The 17883-nt window shown below is 66.5% G+C and carries 16 protein-coding genes; 12 read left to right on the top strand and 4 right to left on the bottom strand.

The window, feature by feature from the left end; translation table 11 throughout:
• Window positions 1-76 precede the first annotated feature (76 nt).
• Genes BT115_RS01640 through lpxK form a run of 4 tightly spaced genes read left to right on the top strand, consistent with a single transcriptional unit; the run spans window position 77 to window position 3914 of the window.
• Entirely contained in the window at window positions 77-718 is a 642-nt protein-coding gene (locus BT115_RS01640; RefSeq protein WP_072322188.1) for a MotA/TolQ/ExbB proton channel family protein, read from the top strand.
• Between the two features lie 4 nt (window positions 719-722).
• On the top strand, window positions 723-1151 hold the full coding sequence (locus BT115_RS01645; RefSeq protein WP_072320813.1) for an ExbD/TolR family protein: 429 nt from the start codon (window positions 723-725) through the stop codon (window positions 1149-1151).
• Complete coding sequence (gene msbA, locus BT115_RS01650) at window positions 1148-2923, top strand: lipid A export permease/ATP-binding protein MsbA (protein WP_072320814.1); 1776 nt, start codon at window positions 1148-1150, stop codon at window positions 2921-2923. Before BT115_RS01645 ends, msbA begins: the two co-directional genes overlap by 4 nt.
• 4 nt (window positions 2924-2927) lie before the next feature.
• A complete protein-coding gene (gene lpxK, locus BT115_RS01655) occupies window positions 2928-3914 on the top strand; it encodes a tetraacyldisaccharide 4'-kinase (protein WP_072320815.1) in 987 nt (328 codons plus the stop codon).
• Between the two features lie 54 nt (window positions 3915-3968).
• On the opposite strand, the gene BT115_RS19020 is transcribed toward lpxK, so the two are convergent.
• A complete protein-coding gene (locus BT115_RS19020; protein ID WP_143144430.1) occupies window positions 3969-4418 on the bottom strand; it encodes a glycine zipper 2TM domain-containing protein in 450 nt (149 codons plus the stop codon).
• 113 nt (window positions 4419-4531) lie between these two features.
• Here BT115_RS19020 and BT115_RS01665 point away from each other — a divergent pair, with 113 nt between their 5' ends.
• The gene (locus BT115_RS01665; RefSeq protein ID WP_072320816.1) at window positions 4532-5968 is read left to right on the top strand and encodes a cryptochrome/photolyase family protein; all 1437 of its coding nucleotides are present in this window, start codon (window positions 4532-4534) and stop codon (window positions 5966-5968) included.
• 130 nt (window positions 5969-6098) lie between these two features.
• Here the strand turns inward: BT115_RS01665 and BT115_RS01670 are convergent, their stop codons facing one another.
• On the bottom strand, window positions 6099-7562 hold the full coding sequence (locus tag BT115_RS01670) for an MFS transporter (protein WP_083527240.1): 1464 nt from the start codon (window positions 7560-7562) through the stop codon (window positions 6099-6101).
• Window positions 7563-7661: 99 nt separating this feature from the next.
• Between BT115_RS01670 and ligA the strand changes: the two genes are divergently transcribed.
• From ligA to BT115_RS01685, 3 genes are read left to right on the top strand one after another with little or no spacing between them, the layout of a single operon-like run.
• Window positions 7662-10052, top strand: coding sequence for an NAD-dependent DNA ligase LigA (ligA, locus tag BT115_RS01675; RefSeq protein ID WP_072320817.1), 2391 nt, complete (start codon window positions 7662-7664; stop codon window positions 10050-10052).
• Window positions 10049-10999 (top strand): EF-P lysine aminoacylase EpmA, encoded by a 951-nt coding sequence (epmA, locus tag BT115_RS01680; RefSeq protein ID WP_072320818.1) that lies wholly within the window; start codon window positions 10049-10051, stop codon window positions 10997-10999. Before ligA ends, epmA begins: the two co-directional genes overlap by 4 nt.
• A 5-nt stretch (window positions 11000-11004) precedes the next feature.
• On the top strand, window positions 11005-11400 hold the full coding sequence (locus tag BT115_RS01685; RefSeq protein ID WP_177257348.1) for an SMU1112c/YaeR family gloxylase I-like metalloprotein: 396 nt from the start codon (window positions 11005-11007) through the stop codon (window positions 11398-11400).
• 261 nt (window positions 11401-11661) lie between these two features.
• On the opposite strand, the gene BT115_RS01690 is transcribed toward BT115_RS01685, so the two are convergent.
• Both BT115_RS01690 and sbcB read right to left on the bottom strand, forming a co-directional pair.
• Window positions 11662-12351 carry a DUF2461 domain-containing protein gene (locus tag BT115_RS01690; RefSeq protein ID WP_072320819.1) on the bottom strand — a complete coding sequence of 230 codons (690 nt, stop codon included), beginning with the start codon at window positions 12349-12351 and terminating at the stop codon, window positions 11662-11664.
• An 8-nt stretch (window positions 12352-12359) separates the two neighbouring features.
• Entirely contained in the window at window positions 12360-13784 is a 1425-nt protein-coding gene (sbcB, locus tag BT115_RS01695; protein WP_072320820.1) for an exodeoxyribonuclease I, read from the bottom strand.
• 104 nt (window positions 13785-13888) lie between these two features.
• Between sbcB and orn the strand changes: the two genes are divergently transcribed.
• From orn to BT115_RS01715, 4 genes are all read left to right on the top strand, one after another.
• Window positions 13889-14455 carry an oligoribonuclease gene (orn, locus tag BT115_RS01700; RefSeq protein WP_072320821.1) on the top strand — a complete coding sequence of 189 codons (567 nt, stop codon included), beginning with the start codon at window positions 13889-13891 and terminating at the stop codon, window positions 14453-14455.
• A gap of 4 nt (window positions 14456-14459) precedes the next feature.
• Complete coding sequence (gene folP / locus BT115_RS01705; RefSeq protein WP_072320822.1) at window positions 14460-15365, top strand: dihydropteroate synthase; 906 nt, start codon at window positions 14460-14462, stop codon at window positions 15363-15365.
• Window positions 15366-15429: 64 nt separating this feature from the next.
• Window positions 15430-16824 carry a phosphoglucosamine mutase gene (gene glmM, locus BT115_RS01710; RefSeq protein WP_072320823.1) on the top strand — a complete coding sequence of 465 codons (1395 nt, stop codon included), beginning with the start codon at window positions 15430-15432 and terminating at the stop codon, window positions 16822-16824.
• A gap of 69 nt (window positions 16825-16893) precedes the next feature.
• Window positions 16894-17829 carry an isopenicillin N synthase family dioxygenase gene (locus tag BT115_RS01715; protein ID WP_072320824.1) on the top strand — a complete coding sequence of 312 codons (936 nt, stop codon included), beginning with the start codon at window positions 16894-16896 and terminating at the stop codon, window positions 17827-17829.
• Window positions 17830-17883 lie beyond the last annotated feature (54 nt).

Below are 17883 nucleotides of genomic sequence, written 5' to 3' on the forward strand. Positions count from 1 at the left end.
CTCAGTCCGAATCGCGGGCCCTGCTATCATGCGCGCTCGCATTCGGTAATCCGGGGTTCACGTGCTCGAGATCCTTCTGGCTGGCGGCTGGGCATTGCTGCCGATCCTCATCTGTTCGCTCGTGGCGCTGGCGATCGTGCTGGAACGTTTTTGGGCCTTGCGCCGCGCGGCCGTGCTGCCGCCGGGGCTGGGTGCCGAGGTCCGCGAATGGGCCCGGTCGGCCAAGCTCGACGCCGCCCATCTCGCCGCCCTGGAGAAGGGCTCGCCGCTGGGCGAACTGTTTGCCGGCGCGCTCGCTGTGCGCGATCGTCCGCGCGAGATCATCAAGGAGCGCATCGAGGACACCGGCCGCCATGTCGTCCACCGCATGGAGCGCTACCTCAACACGCTTGGCACGATCGCGCTGATCGGCCCGTTGCTCGGCCTGCTCGGCACCGTCATCGGCCTCATTCGCATGTTCCTGAACGTGATGGCCGGCGGCATCGGCGACCCCACGAAGATGGCCGGCGGCATCGGCGAGGCGCTGATCTGCACGGCGTTCGGCCTCGTGGTATCCATTCCCGCGTATGTGCTGCACCGCTACTTCCGCTCCAAGGTCGGCGGCTACGTCGTCCAGATGGAAAAGGAAGCCACCGCGCTGCTGGACGACCTCTCGGCCCCGCGGCCCGCGCCGCGCCGCCGCGCCGCCGCGCCGGAAACTGCCGCGCAGGCCGATTGATCCCATGCGTATCGGCTCCCGTCGCGAGGACGACTTCGAGATCAATGTGATCTCGCTGATCGACGTCCTGCTTACCTTGCTGATGTTCTTCGTGCTCAGCACCACCTTCATCGAGCACTCGCGGCTCAAGGTCGATCTGCCCAAGGCGGGCGCCGAGGCACGCGAGGCCACCGACAATGCGCTGACCCTGGTCGTCGATCGCGACGGCCACTACGCCGTGGGTAGCGACGAGGTGCAGGGTGAAGGCATCGATGCGCTGAAGGCCACGATCGAGCGCGTGGCCGGTCCCGATCGCGGGCGTCTTGTGGTCATCCGTGCCGACGCCAATACCGCGCACCAGAACGTGGTGCGGGCGATGGACGCACTGGGCCAACTCGGCTTCACGCGGCTCTCCATCGCCACCACGCCGAGCGACGCGGCGGCCAGCCGGTGAGTACGCAGAAAGTCTCGGTGTGGGACGTCCGCACCTGGCAGACGTACAAGCGCCTGCTCAGCTATACGAAGCGGTTCCGCACGGCCGGCATCATCGCCATCATCGGCATGATCATCGACCCGGCCTGCCTGTCGCTGTTCACCAACCTGCTGCAGCCGCTGATCGACAACCTGTTCATCGCGCGCGATCCGTACACGATCTTCTGGATGCCGATCTGGATCATCGGCATCTTCGCGGTGCGCGGCGTCGCCTCGTATTGCACCGACTACGGCATTGCCTACGTCGGCCGCAACGTCGTCCAGGCGATCCGCATCGACGTATTCGCGGCCTATCTGCGCCTGCCGTCCACGTTCTTCGCCAAGGAGCCGTCGGGGCAGCAGATCTCGCGCATCACGTATACGAGCGAGCAGGTCGCCGCGGCGTCGTCGGATTCTCTGAAAGTAGCCGTGACCGAAGGGCTGACCGTCGTCGGCCTGCTGGCGGTCATGCTCTACCAGAGCGCCTATCTCGCGATGGCGTTGCTCGTGCTCGTGCCGTGCGTGGTGGTCATCGTCACCATCATCAGCCGCCGCTACCGCAAGATCAGCAAGCGCATCCAGGGCAATATGGGTACCGTGACCAGCGCGGTAGAAGAAGCCGTCGCGGCCAACCGCGAGGTGCGTATCTACGGCGGACAGACCCGCGAAGGCGACCGCTTCGGACAGATCGCCGACCGCCAGCGCCGGCTCAACCTCAAGGTGTCTGCCACCAGCGCCGCGTCCAGCGCCACGATCCAGACGGTCGGCGCGATGGCGCTCGCCACCTTGGTCTACCTGGGCACGCGCCCCGGCGTCATCGAGACGATCACCCCTGGCGTATTCACCGCCGTGCTCACGGCCATGGGCGGCATGCTGCCGTCGCTCAAGCGTCTTGCCGGCATCCAGTCCAACCTGCAAAAGGGCGTGAGCGCGGCGGAAGATCTCTTCGCCATCATCGACGAACCGCCCGAAGTCGATAACGGTACCGAAGAACTCGTCCGCACGAAGGGCGACATCCGTTTCGAGAACGTCAAGCTGGTCTACGAGCGCAACAACCACACAGCCCTGCGTGGCGTCGACCTCGTCTGTGCGCCGGGTACGGTCACGGCGCTGGTGGGCCGGTCGGGCAGTGGCAAGTCGAGTCTCGTAAGCCTGCTCCCGCGTTTCTACGAACCGACCGAAGGCCGCATCCTGATCGACGGCCGCGACTATGCTCAGTACACGCTGGCGTCGTTGCGTCGGCAGATCGCCTGGGTCGGCCAGAGCGTGATCCTGTTCGACGACACCGTGGCCGCCAACATCGCCTACGGCGAGATGGCCGGCGCGTCGGAAGCCGACATCGTCGCTGCCGCACAGGCCGCGAACGCGATGGAATTCATCGAGCGCCTGCCGCAGGGTCTGCAGACGCCGATCGGGCAGGGCGGCAATTCGCTCTCCGGCGGTCAGCGTCAGCGCATCGCCATTGCGCGCGCCATTCTGAAGAACGCACCCATCCTCGTGCTCGACGAGGCCACCAGCGCCCTCGATACCGAGTCGGAACGCCTGATCCAGGACGCGTTGACCCGCCTGATGCGCGATCGCACCACGCTGGTCATCGCACATCGTCTGTCCACCATCGAGCACGCAGACCAGATCGCGGTGATGGAGCAGGGCAGGATCATCGAACTGGGTACGCATCGTGACTTGATCGAACGCGGTGGCCAGTACGCGGCGCTGCATCGCATGCAGTTCCACGAGCAGGCATCGGCGGGCTGAGCGCGTGGCCCTCGGCGCGTCGTTGCAACGGCGTTGGTATGGCGATTCACCGCCACCGTGGTGGACGCGTCCGCTGGAAGCGCTGTATCGCTTCGCCGTACGACGTCGTGCGGATCGTTACCGTAACGATCCTGCCGCTGTGGTTCGCCTGCCCGTACCAGTCATCGTGGTCGGCAACATCACGCTCGGCGGCACCGGCAAGACACCGCTGATCGCCGCGCTCGCTGCGGCCATGGCAGAGCGTGGATTCAAGCCCGGCGTCGTCAGCCGCGGTTATGGCGGCAGCGAACGCGGCCCCTATTTGCTGACTGGCGAGGACGACCCGGCCAGGGTCGGCGACGAACCGAGCCTGATCCGCCAGAGCGGCATTCCCGTCGCCATCGGCCGCCAGCGGCCGGAGGCGGCACAGCTGCTTGTGGAGGCCGGCTGCGACCTCATCCTCGCGGACGACGGCCTGCAGCATCACCGTCTGGGGCGCGACGTGGAGATCTGCGTCATCGATGGCGAGCGCCGCCTCGGCAATGGACACCTCCTGCCTGCCGGCCCCCTGCGCGAACCAGCGAGCCGGCTCGCTGACGTCGACTTCGTGGTCGTCAATGGCGGGGTACCCGGTGAGGGCGAGATACGGATGACGCTGGAAGGCGGCGTTGCCGTGAACATGCACGACCCGATGAAGACCACGCCGCTGGCGGATTTCGCAGGGCGCCCCGCGCATGCGGTAGCGGGTATCGGGAATCCGGCGCGGTTCTTCGCAAGCCTTGCGGCGCAGGGCATCGCGGTGGATGGGCATCCGTTCGCAGACCACCATGCCTTCACGCGGGACGATTTCACCTTTGCGGATGGCTGTCCCGTCCTCATGACCGACAAGGACGCCGTCAAATGTCGCCGCTTTGCGCGGCCGAACTGGTGGCGCGTGCCGGTGCGCGCCGTGCTTCCACCGTCGTTCTACGACGCCGTGGCGGCTCGCATCGCGGAAGCGAAACCGCGCTGAATCACCACCGCCGCGTGCTGGGACGCGGCGATGGATGGCGTGCCTGCGACGCGCTTACTGCACGCGCTGCACGTTGCCTTGCTCGTCCACCACGACGATGTCGCCTTCGCGAATGGCCGAAGCGTCCTTGACCTGCACGTTGGTGTAGCCACCGGTGCCCATCTTGAGACGCAACGTGTAGCTGTCGCTGCCACCGCCCTTGCCGATGGCATTGCCGGCAAAGCCGCCGCCGACGGCGCCGCCTACCGTGGCGAGGGTGCGGCCCTTACCCTTGCCGACCTGGTTGCCGAGCACGCCGCCGGCGATGGCGCCGATGACGGCGCCAGCCGTGCCGTGTTCACGGCCGGCGGTGACGTTGTGTTCGATGCTCTGCACCACGCCGCACTGGTCGCAGCGCACGTAGATGCCGTCGCTGCGCGTCAGCACGGCGGCCGATGCGGGAGCGACAGCGGCCGTGGCGAGCAAGGCGGCCAGGGGAAGGCCGAGGACGGTCTTGATGTTCATGGTATCTCCTTGTGGACGACCGGGAGTGGGGCGTCGGCGATACAGTCTAAGCATGCCGACTGAATGAAGATCGAGCACGATGCTTACATGGCATGTTGATGGATACTACGCCGATGAGTACTGCCATCGTATGGTTCCGCCGCGATCTCCGTCTTGCCGATAACCCCGCCTTGGAGGCCGCCGTCCGCGCGCACGATCGCGTGATTGCCGCGTACGTGCACGCGCCGGAGGAAGAGGGCGCATGGACGCCGGGCGCGGCGAGTCGCTGGTGGCTGCATCACTCGCTCATGGCGCTGGAGGCATCGCTCGTCAAGCATGGGGGACATCTCCATGTCGTCGCTGGTCCTACCCTGGCCTCCCTGCGTGATCTGATCGGCGCCAGCGGCGCCACCGCCGTCTATTTCAATCGCCTCTACGAACCTCGCATCGTCCGCCGAGACAAGGTGGTGCGCCGGGCACTGGAGCAGGACGGCGTGGCCGTGGCGTCATTCAACGCGGCCTTGTGGTGCGAGCCCTGGGACGTCGAAACGAAACAAGGCGGCCCGTATAAGGTCTTCACCCCTTTCTGGCGGCACCTGCGCACACGGATCGATGGCGCCGAGCCATTGCCCGTGCCCTCCCGTCTGAGCTTTGCGGACGTGGGTGCCGGCGGCGCGAGCGACGCGATCGATGATCTGAGCCTGCTGCCGACGCGCGATTGGGCGCGCGGTTTCTCCATCTGGCATCCCGGCGAAGCCGGTGCATGGGAGATGCTGAGCCTGTTCGCCGACGATGCCCTGGCCCATTACGCCGAGAGCAGGGACCTTCCGGCGCGACATGGCACCTCGCGGCTCTCGCCGCACCTGCACTGGGGTGAGATATCGCCGGTACAGGTCGCCGCGTACCTGCGCGAGCAGGCCGCACGGCAGCGGAATGCGGCAGACATCGAGCCCTATCTCAGACAGTTGGGTTGGCGGGAGTTCGGCCACCACCTTCTCTACCATTTTCCGAAGACGCCGACGGAAAGTTTCAATCCGGCGTTCAACGGCTTTCAGTGGGCCGAACGGGACGCGCACGCCCTGCGTCGTTGGAAGCAGGGCCGCACGGGCATCCCGATCGTGGACGCCGGCATGCGCGAACTGTGGGCCACCGGCTGGATGCACAACCGCGTACGCATGCTGGTGGCGAGCCTGCTTACGAAAAATCTGCGCCAGCACTGGGTGCTCGGCGAGAAGTGGTTCTGGGACACCCTGGTCGACGCCGATCTCGCGAACAACGCCATGGGGTGGCAGTGGGTCGCGGGTTCCGGCGCGGACGCGGCACCGTATTTCCGCATCTTCAATCCGGTGACCCAGTCGGAGAAGTTCGACCCGGAAGGCGCCTATATCCGTCGCTGGGTACCCGAACTCGCCGATGCACCGGGGCGACTGGTGCATGCGCCGTGGGAAGACGAGACCTTCCTCGCGCGCAGCGGCTACCCGCGGCCGATGGTGGACCTGAAAACCTCACGCGAAGCGGCGCTTGGCGCGTACCAGGCGCTGCGCGAAAAGCGTGACGCAGCGAGAAACTAACTGTGGGAGCCGCCATGGCGGCGAGGAAACCTAGCCTCATCGCTTCATCGCGCTGTTGGCTTCTCGCCGCTATAGCGGCTCCCACAGACAAGTTCCCCCGCCGCCATGGCGGCACCTCGCCGGGACGGACTTACGCTTCTGCCGCTGCACGCGGATCGCGCAGGCGGCTGAAGATCCAACTGGCCGCGAGCGTGATCAGGCCGAGCACGACCACGGACCAGTGGAACGCAAGCACGTAGCCTTCGGCGTCGCGTGTTTCGAGGAAGCCGGCCATCAGCAGCGACGCGAACGCGATGCCAAAGCTCATCGAAAGGTATTGAGCGGTCGATGCCATCGACGATGCCATGGAGGCGTATTTCACGTCGAGATCGACATAGGTCAAGGTGTTCATCGACGTGTACTGCAACGACATCACGGCACCGTAGATGTACACGAATACCACGACAAGCCACGGGGGCGCCTGGGGCGACAGCAGGGCGAAGGAACACAGCACCACCGACACCGCAATGGTGTTGCCCAGCAACAGACGGCGGTAGCCGAAGTGCGTGAGAAGGCGATCGATGAACGGCTTCACCGAGATCGAGCCAATGGCCTGCGGCACCATCATCAGGCCCGCCGCCAGTGGCGACCAGCCGCAGCCGATCTGCAGGAACAGCACCAGCAGCAGGTACATGCCCGATACGCCCAACCGCGTGAACAGGTTGCCGGCCAGCGACACCCACACGCTGCGCACCTTCAGCAGCGACAGATCGGTGACGGGATAGGCCGTACGCCGGCTATGCCACACATAGGTCACGCCCAGCGCCAGCGCGCCGAGAGCGTAGATCGCCACCGAGAACCAATGACCGTCGCCGCCCGCGGTTTCGGCGGCCATCAGACAGAGCGCTGAGGTGCCGGCAAACAACAGAAATCCAGCGATGTCGAAGCGGTGCGCGCGGTCGAGGCGATAGTCGGGCATCTCGCGGCGGTTGAGCAGGAAACCGGCGATGCCGACGGGCACGTTGATGAGGAAGATCAACCGCCAGTTCGTGAATTCCACCAACGCACCGCCGAGCAACGGCCCGAACACCGAGCCGAGCAGGCCGAAGGTGGCGACCGTGGTCATGGCGCTGACGAACTCGCGGCGGTCGATGCTGCGCACCATCACGTAGCGGCCCACCGGCATCAGCGCTGCGCCGCCCAGGCCCTGGATGATCCGGGAGAGCACCAGTTGCGGCAGGCTCTGTGCCAGCCCGCAGAGTAGCGAGCCCAGAGAGAACACGAGAATGGCGCCGCCGAACACGCGCCGCGTGCCGAACCGGTCGCACAGCCACGGGCTCATGGGTATGAAGATCGCCAGCGTTAGCACATAGCTGGTGAGCGCCGTACGCATGCTGAGCGGCGTGACGCCGAGCGCCCCCGAAATGGCGGGCACGGCGGTGTTGACGATCGTCGAGTCCAGCGCCTGCATGAAGAAGGCGGCGGACACCAGCCAGATCAGACCGCGATAGCGCGCCTTGCTGGTGGGGGCAGCCGGGGCGAGGGCGGGGCGGTCGGTTGGCAGGGGGTGGACGTCGGTCGGAGCGGGTCTGTCGATGACGTCATTAAGGGGCATGGCCCCACAATTATAGCGGATGGCATCCTTGCTTTTGCCGCGCCTTCGTCCGACAGTTCAGGGTCGCGTCGGTCAAGCGCACCATCACGGACCCTGCACATGCCTCAACCCATCGCCCCTCCCGAAGCCGTCGAGCGCGCCGAAATCTTGCGCCGCCGCATCGAGGATGCGAATTATCGCTACCACGTGCTGGACGAGCCGGACATCGCCGATGCCGACTACGACCGCCTGATGCGGGAACTGGAGGCGCTGGAAGCGCAGTACACGGATCTCGCCAGCGACGACTCGCCCACGCGTCGCGTGGGTGCGCGTGCGACGGGCGGTTTCGCGGAGGTCGTGCATGCCGTCCCCATGCTGTCGCTCGGTAATGCTTTCGAGCAGGACGGCGATACCGATCGGGAAAAATATCGCGAGGTAGCGGATTTTGAACGGCGCATCGAACAGACGCTTGACCGCAAGGCACCGGTGTTCTCGGTGGAGCCCAAGCTCGACGGTCTGGCGATCAGCCTGCGCTACGAAGATGGCGTCTTCGTGCAGGGCGCGACGCGTGGCGACGGTGCCGTGGGCGAAGACGTCACGGCGAACCTGCGCACGGTAAAGGCCATTCCGCTTCGTCTGCGCGGCACGGGCTGGCCGCGCGTGCTCGAAGTGCGCGGCGAAGTCATCATGCCGCGTGCCGCGTTCGAGGTGTTCAACGAGCGCGCCCGGGCGGCGGGCGAGAAGCCGCTTGCGAATCCCCGCAACGGCGCCGCCGGTTCGCTGCGTCAGCTCGATCCCGCCGTCACGGCCAAGCGACCGCTCGCGTTCTTCGCCTATGCGGTGGGGCGGGTCGAAGGCGGCGAACTGCCGGATACCCATTCCGCCACGCTGGCGAAGCTGCGCGACTGGGGTTTTCCGGTGTCGCCCGAGGTCGACACGGCGACCGGTTTCGACGGCCTCATCGCCTATTTCCGCCGCATTGGCGAAAAGCGCAACAGCCTGCCGTATGACATCGACGGCGTGGTCTACAAGCTGGACGACTACGCGGGACAGCAGGAAATGGGCTTCGTCTCCCGCGCGCCGCGCTGGGCGATTGCGCATAAGTACCCTGCGCAGGAACAGACGACCAAGGTCGAGGCCATCGAGATCCAGATCGGCCGAACCGGCGCTGCCACGCCCGTGGCGCGGCTCACTCCCGTGCAGGTCGGCGGCGTTACTGTCACCAACGCTACGCTGCACAACGCCGATCAGGTAGCGCGTCTCGATGTGCGCATCGGCGACAGCGTCATCGTGCGCCGCGCGGGCGATGTGATTCCCGAAGTGGCACGCGTGGTGATGGAGCGCCGCCCAGCGAACACCGTACCGTGGAAGATGCCGTCCACGTGTCCCGTGTGCGGTTCGGAGCTGCTTCGCGAGGAAGGCGCTGCCGCGTATCGCTGTTCGGGCGGTCTGATCTGCGCCGCGCAGCGCAAGGAAGCCCTGATTCACTTCGCCTCGCGCCGCGCGATGGACATCGACGGGCTCGGCGACCGCTTCGTGGATGCGCTGGTCGAATTCGACATGGTGCATACGCCGGCCGATCTCTACGCGCTCACCGTGGAAAGCTTCGTGCGCATGAAGGCGCTGGCGGACGAGCGCGACGGCTCCATACCGGAGACGGTGAAGCAGGGCCGCATCGCTACCAAGTGGGCGGAAAACCTCGTCGCCTCGATCGAGGCGAGCAAGCGCTCCACGCTGCCGCGCTTCCTGTTTGCGCTGGGCATCATGCACATCGGCGAAAGCACCGCAAAGACGTTGGCGACGTGGTTGGGCTCGCTGGAACACGTCCGCCACACACCGGCGCCGGTGTTGCGCGTCTTGCCTGATATCGGCGACGAGGTTGCCACGTCGATCGCCGCGTTCTTCGAGCAGGAAGGCAACCAGGCGGTGGTCGATAAGCTGCTGGCCGCTGGCGTGGTCTTCGCCGACGAGGGCGCTCCTTCGCCGAAGCTGCGCGATCGACTCGGCCTCGACGTGCTGCTCGACGCCGCCAAGGTGCCGAAGCTGGGCCCCAAGAGTACGGCGACGCTCGCGAAGCACTACGACAGCCTGGATGCCCTGGTGAAAGCGGGCGAACACCAGTGGATCGTCGCAGGCGTGCCGCAGGCCGCCGCGACGAACCTCGCCACCTATCTGGCCGACGCCGAGCACCTCGCCGCGCTGCGCGACGCGGATACCGCGATGCGCCGGCTCGCGGCAGCGTTGCCGGCAAAAGCCGCGTCGGCCTTGCCGCTCGAAGGCATGACCTACGTCATCACCGGCACCATGGAAACGCTCAAGCGCGACGACGCCACTGAACGCCTCGAATCGCTTGGCGCGAAAGTCGCGGGATCGGTGTCGAAGAAAACGACCGGCGTGTTCGCTGGCGAGGCGGCCGGTTCGAAGCTCGACAAGGCCAAAGAACTCGGCGTGCCGGTTCACACGGAAGCCGACCTCGTCGCCTTGCTCACGCAACACGGAGTGGCCCCTTGAACGACCTGGGCTCCCTGCGGCTGCGTGCCGACACTTATGGGCGCATCCGTGCCTTCTTCGCGGCGCGTGGCGTGCTGGAAGTGGAGACGCCCATCCTCTCCGCCGCCGGCAACACCGATCCCAACATCCAGAGTTTCAGCACGCGCTTCCACGGACACGTCGATGCCGGCGCCCGCGTGCGCTGGCTGCGCACCTCGCCGGAATTTCCGTTGAAGCGCCTGCTCGCGGCAGGCGTGGGCGACTGTTACGAGCTCGGCCGCGTGTTTCGCGATGGCGAGGCCGGTGGTCGGCACAACCCTGAATTCACGATGCTCGAGTGGTACCGTGTCGGCTGGGACGAGGCACGGCTCGCTCGCGAAGTCATCGACCTGTTGGAAGTTCTTCTGCTGCACGCCGGTCGCACGGTCGACGTCGTGGAAACGACTTACCGCGCACTCTACCGCGACGTGTTGGGCGTCGATCCGCTGGTCGATCCCATCGATCGGTTGCAGGCGCCGCTCGCCGACGCGGGCATCGATCCCGCTGGACTGGAGCGCGACGACTGGCTGGACCTGTTGATGACCCATCGCATCCAGCCAGCGTTTCCGCGCGACCGGATCACCGTCATTTCCGACTACCCCGCCAGCCAATGCGCACTCGCACGCATCCGCGACGACGATCCGCCCGTGGCGAAGCGCTTCGAGGCGTATGTCGGTCCGTACGAGGTCGCCAATGGCTATCACGAGCTGAACGACGCGGGCGAACAACGCCGCCGCTTCGAGCGCGACAATGCGCGGCGCCGCGAGCGCGGGCTCGACGAGGTGCCGCTCGACGAGAACCTGCTCGGCGTGCTCGATCGCTTGCCGGATTGCGCAGGCGTTGCGCTGGGCGTCGAACGTCTGCTGATGGTACTGGCGGGAACCGATGCCATTGCCGACGTGCTGGCGTTTCCCTTCGCCGAGGCCTGACTCCGATGCTCGAAGCCATCCATCACGTGGCGCTTATCTGCTCCGATTACGCGCGCTCGAAGGCCTTCTACACCGAAGTCCTGGGCCTGAAGGTCCTCCACGAGGCGTACCGCGAGGCACGCGATTCGTGGAAGCTCGATCTCGAGGTAAGCCCCGGTGTGCAGTTGGAACTGTTCTCGTTTCCTTCGCCGCCGAAGCGGCCGTCACGTCCGGAAGCGCAGGGCTTGCGGCATCTCGCCTTCAGCGTGCGCGACATCGACGGCGCTGTAGCGACGCTGCGCGACCGCGGCGTCACCTGCGAGCCCATCCGCGTGGACGAATACACGGGCCGTCGCTTCACCTTCTTCGCCGACCCCGACGACCTGCCGATCGAGCTTTACGAAGCGATCGAGCCTGCCTGACCGACGATCCGAAGTGCTGGTGGGAGCCACCCTGGTGGCGATAAGCCAACGGAGTGGTGTAGCGGCGAGGCAAGCTCCCATCGCCAGCAGGCTGGCTCCCACCTGCAAGTTGCCACGTACCTGCAAGTTGCCACCTACCTGCAAGTTGTCACCTACCTGCAAGTTGTCACCTACCTGCAAGTTGTCACCTACCTGCAAGTTGTCACCTACCTGCAAGTTGTCACCTACCTGCAAGTTTTCTCCCACCCGCAGGGTTTCTTCCTAGAACTCCAGCTCCTGCGCCGCGCAGAGATAATCCACCATCGGCGCGAGCCGCTTGAAGTGGTCCACAACGAACGGCAGGAGGTCGGGCGAGCAGGCCATCGCTTCGTCGAAATCGCGGCCCGCGGCGAAGTTCTTTCGCTTCAAGTCCTCGATCAGCTCGTGGTTCGCATCGAACCCTCGCGGTGGCCGCGACAGGCTCTCGCCCCAGAAGCTGAAACGCTCGCGGAACGCCTTGGTCTGCGTGGCGCGCTTCCACGCACCGGGATTGTCCGCGAGAAACTCGCGCAGCTTCTTCAGCACCGGCGCCTCCGGATGCCACATGCCGGCGCCGACGAAACATTCGCCGGGCTGGATGTGCAGGTAGAAGCCGGGTGCGGGGATCTCGTGGCGACGCTCGTGGAAGAACCTCGAGCCCTGCCAGTTCTTGTACGGCTGCTTGTCATTGGCGAAGCGCGTGTCGCGGTGGATGCGATACAGGCTGCCGCCGACCTTGCGCGGGTCCGCGCGGAAGTGCGGGCTGATCGCATGCAGCGGCGCCGCGAGATCGCCGATCAGCGCAATGAACGGCTCGCGCACGTGGCGCTCGTAGTCGTCCTTGTGTTCGTGGAACCATTCGCGGTTGTTGTGGCGCGCCAGCGCGTTGAAGAAGCGGAAGGTGGCGGGCGTGAAGTAGGCTTTTTTCGGCATCGTATCGGTCAGAGCAGTTCGCGACCCCATGCATCGAGCGCGTCGAGCAGGGGCAGCGGGGCGTCGGGCAGGGCGCGCAGGGCGGCCAGTTCGCGAGTGTAGTCGTCGAGCGTGAGCGTCGTCAGCGGGCCGTTACGGGTGAGGCGATCATGGCGGAAGGCCTCCCAGCGCTGCTGTTCGTCCAGGCTCAAGGTATGCGGCCAGTTGCGCGCGCGATAACGGAACAGCAACTCGGGGTAGCGCGGATCGCGGAAAGGGAACGAATGGCCGCCCAGCCGCTCCGGCGGCGTAGCGCGCACCTCGGCCAGCAGACGACGGTCGGCATCGGGCAGGAACCCGCCGTAGAGGCCCAGCTCGGGATCGGCGGCGAGCGGCAGGTCGCCCGCATGCGCGTAGACGCGACGCAGCTTCTCGGCCAGGCCGGTGGCGGTGCGCAGCGCGTCCAGGTGGCGCTCTATCGCCGCCATGTCCACGCCGAGCCGTGCATGGTCGGCGCCCTTGAGCACCGACAACGGGGCCAGGGCCGGCGCATGGTTCGCGCGCACGGTGCGCAGGGCGATCCGCTCCACGCCTTCGGGCAGATCGGCGCGCGAAGTGAACACGCGGTCGGCGATGTCGCCGTCGTCGAGCCGAAGCAGGTCAGTGGGATCGGCGGCGAGATCGTAGACGATGATCTCGCCCGGCCGTGCGGGATGGGCGGCCAGCGGTGCGATCACGGCGAGGCACTGGCGGCTGGCCGGATAGCGCGACGACACGTGCACGACCGGCGTCATCGCCGCCACGTCCAGCAGCTCGAATACGCGCTGCTTGCGGCGCAGGGCGAAGTACCATTCCCACAGACGCGGTTGCTTCTGCCGGATCAGACGGGCCAGGGCGATCAGCGCTTCCACATCGGACAGCGCGTCATGCGCGCGATCCTGTTTCAGCCCATTGGCGGTCGCGAGGTGCTCGAGCTTGAAGCTGGGTGTGCCGTCATCCCGCGTCGGCCACACGATGCCTTCCGGCCGCAGCGCCTGGCACATGCGTACCAGATCGATGAGATCCCAGCGCGAGTTGCCGTTCTCCCATTCGCGCCCATACGGATCGTAGAAGTTGCGGTACAGGAGATGCCGGGTGAACTCGTCGTCGAAGCGCAGCGAGTTGTAGCCGACGGTGCAGGTGCCGGGCAGGGCAATCTGCTCGTGGATCGCCGCGGCAAAGTCGGCTTCCTTCAGTCCCTCGCGCTCGGCGTGCTGCGGCGTGATCCCGGTAATGAGACAGGCGACCGGCTGCGGCGGCATGTCGCGCGGCGGCTTGCAGTAGATCATCAGCGGCTCGCCCACCACCTCCAGGTTGGCGTCCGTGCGGATGCCGGCGAACTGGCTGGGGCGGTCGCGTCGCGGATCGGCGCCGAAGGTCTCGTAGTCGTGCCAGTAGAAGGTCGGTTCGGCCATGCCGCGATGATCTCACGTTCCGTCGACATCGTCGGTCCGGAACTCGCATGCGCACCTACGCGCGCCCTCGGCAGGTTAGACTCAGCGGCACCGAAGGAGACCTCATGACACCGGTACACGACGACAACCTCATCTGGATCGACCTGGAGATGACGGGTCTGGACACGGACAACGACTCCATCCTCGAAATTGCCACCATCGTGACGGACAAGGATCTGAACGTGCTTGCCGAAGGACCGGTCTTTGCGATCTCGCACGCCGATGTCCGTCTGCAGAAGATGGACGCCTGGAACCGCAATCAGCACATGCGCTCCGGCCTCTGGGGCCGCGCGGTGGAATCCGACACCACGCCCGAGCAGGCCGAAGAAGCGACGATCGCCTTCCTGCGCCAGTGGGTGCCTGCGGGCAAATCGCCGATGTGCGGCAACTCGATCTGCCAGGATCGCCGTTTCCTGCACCGCGAAATGCCGAAGCTGGAGCGCTATTTCCATTACCGCAACCTCGACGTCTCCACCTTGAAGGAGCTGTCGCGGCGCTGGTCGATGGAGATTTCCCGCGGCTTCGCCAAGGAGTCCGCGCATACCGCGCTGTCCGACATCCGCGACTCGATCGACGAGTTGCGCTATTACCGCCGTTTCATGGGCCCGCTGGGCGGCCAGCAACCGGGCTGACGGCATGAGCTTCGATCCGTTCGCTCCGGTCCTCGATTGCAATGGTCGCGCCCTGGTGCTCGATCGGCCGCGTGTCGTCGGCATCGTCAACGTCACACCCGACTCGTTCTCCGACGGCGGCCAGCATGCCTCGCTCGACGAGGCCTACGCCCATGCGATGCGCCTGGCGGAAGAGGGCGCCGACATGCTCGACGTTGGCGGCGAGTCCACCCGCCCCGGCGCCGACGACGTCACGGTCGAGGAAGAAATCCGTCGCGTCGTGCCGCTGATCGAGCGGCTGGCGGCGGCGACCACGCTGCCGATTTCCGTGGACACCTCCAAGCCCGAGGTCATGCGCGCGGCCATCGGCGCGGGCGCGGGCATGATCAACGACGTCTATGCGCTGCGCCGCGAGGGCGCGCTGGACGCCGCGGCCGACCTGCGCGTGCCGGTGTGCCTGATGCACATGCAGGGCGAGCCGCGGACGATGCAGGACGCGCCGGCCTACGACGACGTGGTCGGCGAGGTTCACCGTTTTCTGACCGACCGGCTGTTCGCATGCGAGCTGGCCGGCATCGAGCGCCGTCGCGTTCTCGTCGATCCGGGTTTCGGCTTCGGCAAGACGCTAGAACACAATCTCGCCCTGCTGCGCGCCACCGCGCGCTTCGCGGAGCTGGGGGCGGGCGCCTATATCGGCGTATCGCGCAAGGGCATGATCGGGCAGCTCACCGACCGCCGGGAACCCGCGGCACGCGTGCATGGCTCCGTGGCGGCGGCGCTGGTGGCCGTGCAACGGGGCGCCATCATGGTGCGCACTCACGACGTGGCCGCCATGGTCGATGCCCTCGCCGTGTGGGCCGCCATCAAGGCGGGGGATACCGCGCCACGCCAGGACAAGCCGGCCATGCCGCGCTGGCCGGACGACGACTGAACCGAGCCGCGGCAGCTCTGCGCTGCCGGAGTATCCTCGGCCGATCCTGGAAGGACGAACACCCATGAACGAACGCAAGTATTTCGGTACCGACGGCATCCGTGGCCGGGTCGGTACCTATCCGATCAGTGCCGATTTCATCCTGCGCCTGGGCCGTGCCGCTGGCGCAGTGCTCGCCAGGCGCCGCGCGGCCAGCCAGCAAACCACCACCGACCGGCGCGATCAGGGCCGCCGCGTCACGGTGGTGATCGGCAAGGACACCCGCGTTTCGGGCTACATGTTCGAAGCCGCGCTCGAAGCCGGTCTCGTGGCCTCTGGCGCCGACGTGCGCCTGCTCGGCCCGATGCCGACGCCCGCCGTGGCCTTTCTCACCCGTTCGCTGCGCGCTGACGCGGGCATCGTCATCAGCGCGTCGCACAACCCGCACCAGGACAACGGCATCAAGTTCTTCTCCGGCCACGGCGAAAAACTGGACGACGCGCTGGAAGCCGAGATCGAGGCAGAAATCGAGGCCGAATTCGTCACCGTGGCCTCCGAGGCATTGGGCAAGGCCAGCCGCATCGACGACGCGGTCACCCGCTACGCCGAGTTCTGCAAATCCACGGTGTCGGACGACTTCTCGTTGCGTGGCATGAGTCTCGTGCTCGATTGCGCGCACGGCGCGACCTATCAGGTGGCGCCCAAGGTGTTCCGCGAACTCGGCGCGGAGGTGTTCACCATCGGTGCCGAGCCGGACGGCCTCAATATCAATCGCGGCGTGGGCTCGACCGACCCGGCCGCCCTGGCGGCGAAGGTGATGGAGCGGGGTGCGGACCTCGGCATCGCCTTCGACGGCGACGGCGACCGCGTGCGCGTGGTGGATGCGGACGGCACGGTCACGGACGGCGACGACATGCTCTACGTGATCGCCCGCCACTGGAAACGTCGCGGGGCACTGCCCGGGCCGGTCGTCGGCACGCTCATGAGCAACTATGGCCTGCAGCGTGCGCTGAAGGCCATGGACATCCCCTTCGTCCGGGCCAACGTCGGCGACCGCTACGTGCTGCAGCAGCTCAAGGAGCACGGTGGCATCCTGGGCGGCGAGACCTCGGGCCACGTGCTTTGCCTCGATCGTTTCACCACGGGCGACGGCATCGTCGCCGCGCTGGCCCTGCTGGAGACCCTCGCCGAGGCCGGGGAGACCTTCGCCGAAGCGCGCGCGGGCCTGGTCAAGTTGCCGCAGACCATGGTCAACGTGCGCGTCGAGGGCGCCAAGGCGGCCCTGGCGAAGGACTCGGTGAAACAGGCGCTGGCCGAGGTAGAGGCCGCGCTGGAGGGCCGCGGCCGGGTCGTGCTGCGCGCCTCCGGCACCGAACCGCTGGTCCGGGTGACCATCGAGGCCGCCGATGCCGCCGAAGTGGAACGGCTGGCGGGGCAACTGGCCGACGCCGTAAAATCGGCGGCCCAGGCCACGGCCTGACCCATTCCCTCCGCTGGCGGACGGCGCAACGTGCGCCGGGTTCGTCACGACCGAAACGCAGGCCACTTCATGAAGAAGGTTCCCACCCTCGATATCCGCCGCTACGACACCGACCGCGAGGCCTTCGTGGCCGAGCTGGGCGCCGCGTACCGCGAATTCGGTTTCTGCTGCATCAGCGGCCATGGCATCCCGAAGGAGGCCATCGACGGTGCGTACGACGCCTTCAAGCGCTTCTTCGCGCTGCCGGACGAGACCAAGCGCAAGTACCACATCCCCGGCGGTGGCGGCGCGCGCGGCTATACGCCGTTCAAGGTGGAAACGGCCAAGGACAGCAAGTTCGCCGACCTCAAGGAGTTCTGGCACATCGGCCGCGAGATCCCGCGCGACTCCCGTTTTGCCGACGTCATGCCGCCGAATGTGTGGCCGGCGGAAGTGCCGGACTTCAAGGACAAGGGCTACGGCATCTACGAAGCGCTCGACCAGCTCGGCGCCCGCGTACTGCGCGCGCTGGCCTTGCACATCGATCTACCGGAACACTTCTTCGACGACAAGATCGATTCGGGCAATTCCATCCTGCGTCCGATCCACTATCCGCCGATCGAGCAGGCCGACGTGCCGAACGTGCGTGCCGGTGCGCACGAGGACATCAATTTCATCACGCTGCTGGTGGGCGCCAGCGCGGAAGGGCTGGAAGTCCTCACGCGCGAGGGCAACTGGCTGCCGATCACGACCGAGGGCGATGCCATCGTGGTCAACATCGGCGACATGCTGCAGCGCCTGACCAACCACGTGTATCCGTCCACCACGCACCGGGTGACCAACCCGCAGAACGAGAACGCGCGCAAGCCGCGTTATTCGGTGCCGTTCTTCCTGCATCCGAATCCGGACGTGGTCCTCGACGTGCTGCCGTCCTGCGTCACGCCGGACAACCCCAAGCGCTATCCCGAGCCGATCACGGCGCATGAATACCTGCAGCAGCGCCTTCGTGAGATCAAGCTGATCTGACGCGCTCTTAGCGGGGTCTTCACCGGGCGGGCCGGAGCATCGGCCCTCCCGGTA

Origin of the sequence: Luteibacter sp. UNCMF366Tsu5.1, from assembly GCF_900119235.1 — a bacterium.
Lineage (GTDB): Bacteria > Pseudomonadota > Gammaproteobacteria > Xanthomonadales > Rhodanobacteraceae > Luteibacter > Luteibacter flocculans.

Coding starts and splice junctions, on each gene's coding strand:
- BT115_RS19020 (WP_143144430.1), bottom strand. CDS start 4,418: ATGAACATCAAGACCGTCCTCGGCCTTCCCCTGGCCGCCTTGCTCGCC.
- BT115_RS01670 (WP_083527240.1), bottom strand. CDS start 7,562: ATGCCCCTTAATGACGTCATCGACAGACCCGCTCCGACCGACGTCCAC.
- BT115_RS01645 (WP_072320813.1), top strand. CDS start 723: ATGCGTATCGGCTCCCGTCGCGAGGACGACTTCGAGATCAATGTGATC.
- BT115_RS01690 (WP_072320819.1), bottom strand. CDS start 12,351: ATGCCGAAAAAAGCCTACTTCACGCCCGCCACCTTCCGCTTCTTCAAC.
- sbcB (WP_072320820.1), bottom strand. CDS start 13,784: ATGGCCGAACCGACCTTCTACTGGCACGACTACGAGACCTTCGGCGCC.
- glmM (WP_072320823.1), top strand. CDS start 15,430: ATGAACGAACGCAAGTATTTCGGTACCGACGGCATCCGTGGCCGGGTC.
- BT115_RS01665 (WP_072320816.1), top strand. CDS start 4,532: ATGAGTACTGCCATCGTATGGTTCCGCCGCGATCTCCGTCTTGCCGAT.
- BT115_RS01685 (WP_177257348.1), top strand. CDS start 11,005: ATGCTCGAAGCCATCCATCACGTGGCGCTTATCTGCTCCGATTACGCG.
- folP (WP_072320822.1), top strand. CDS start 14,460: ATGAGCTTCGATCCGTTCGCTCCGGTCCTCGATTGCAATGGTCGCGCC.
- BT115_RS01715 (WP_072320824.1), top strand. CDS start 16,894: ATGAAGAAGGTTCCCACCCTCGATATCCGCCGCTACGACACCGACCGC.
- ligA (WP_072320817.1), top strand. CDS start 7,662: ATGCCTCAACCCATCGCCCCTCCCGAAGCCGTCGAGCGCGCCGAAATC.
- orn (WP_072320821.1), top strand. CDS start 13,889: ATGACACCGGTACACGACGACAACCTCATCTGGATCGACCTGGAGATG.